This window comes from Thauera sp. WH-1 (assembly GCF_047806685.1).
Lineage (GTDB): Bacteria > Pseudomonadota > Gammaproteobacteria > Burkholderiales > Rhodocyclaceae > Thauera.
In genome coordinates this window covers 1-1,269 of record NZ_JBLQGP010000062.1, presented here as the reverse complement: position 1 = coordinate 1,269, position 1,269 = coordinate 1, and the positions used below count along the sequence as shown (strand labels likewise).

The 1,269-nt window shown below is 60.7% G+C and carries 1 protein-coding gene; it reads left to right on the top strand.

Annotation, left to right across the window (positions count from 1 at the left end; genetic code table 11):
- The first annotated feature begins 156 nt into the window (after positions 1–156).
- Positions 157–1,248: an ISAs1 family transposase gene (locus ACMV5O_RS21270; RefSeq protein WP_416165307.1), complete on the top strand. Its 1,092-nt coding sequence runs from the start codon at positions 157–159 to the stop codon at positions 1,246–1,248.
- Positions 1,249–1,269 lie beyond the last annotated feature (21 nt).

Genomic DNA, 1,269 nt, shown 5'->3' with positions numbered 1-1,269 from the left:
CAGGGCTATCGCACTCGAATGACATGCACTTCCTGAAAATCTTCAGAAAAGTCGTTCACGTTCAATAGGTTATGCAGCCATCTTGTGGACCTTCTCGAAAACGCGTCTACTCTCGTCTTTTGGGCGACGGAAATGCGTGGAGCGGGAGTCAGTCTGATGGAGAAACTCGGTGAGCTTGAAGATCCGCGTCAGCCCAGCAACGGCACCCGCCACGACTTCCGGGAGATCCTGGTGATCGCGGTGTGCGCCATGCTCTCGGACGCCGACAGCTTCGAGGACATCGCCCTTTGGGGGCGCCTCAAGGCCGACTGGCTTCGGCGCTTCCTCGTGCTCAAGAATGGCATCCCTTCGCAGGACACGTTCCTGCGCGTATTCCGTGTGCTCGACCCGAAGCAGTTCGAATCGGTGTTCCGACGTTGGGTGGGCGGGATCGTTGGCGCACTCGATGGCGTGGTGGCCGTCGACGGCAAGACGCTGCGCCGCTCGGCCGATGGCGATGCGCCGCCGGTGCATATGGTCAGCGCGTTCTCGACCGAGTTGGGGCTGGTGCTCGGCCAAGAGAAGGTGGCGGGCAAGAGCAACGAGATCACCGCCATCCCTGAGTTGCTGGAGGCCCTGCACATCAAGGGCTTGCTCGTGAGCATCGACGCCATGGGCTGCCAGCGCGAGATCGCTGCCAAGATCGTGGAGAAGGGAGGCGACTACCTGCTCGCGGTCAAGGGCAACCAGCCTACGCTGCATCAGCAGGTGCGCGACCTGATCAGTGATGCGCAGGCCGCCAACGACGGCTTCAAGCACGTAGATAAGTCCCATGGCAGGACGGTGATGCAGCTCAGTTGGGTCGCCGCCAGCGGCAAGGAGATCGACCCCGAGCTGTGGCCTGGTTGCAAGACCGTCGGCTGCGTCGTCTCGCAACGCGTGGCCGGCGACAAGGTGGCTGAACTCGAGGAGCGCTACTACATCAGCTCGCGCAAACTCACACCCGAAGAACTGGCCAAGACCGTTCGTGCGCACTGGGCCATCGAGAATCGACTTCACTGGATGCTCGACGTCTGCTTCGGCGAGGACGACTGCATGATCCGCAAGGACAACGCACCGCAGAACCTCTCGCTGCTCAAGAAGATCGTAATGAACCTGATTCGTGCGGACAAAACCGACACCACCAAGACGAGCCTGCGGCTCAAGCGTAAGCGGGCGGCTTGGGATGACGATATCCGTATGAAAATGCTGGGGATTCATCCGTTATGACTTTCGAGTGCGATGGCCCTG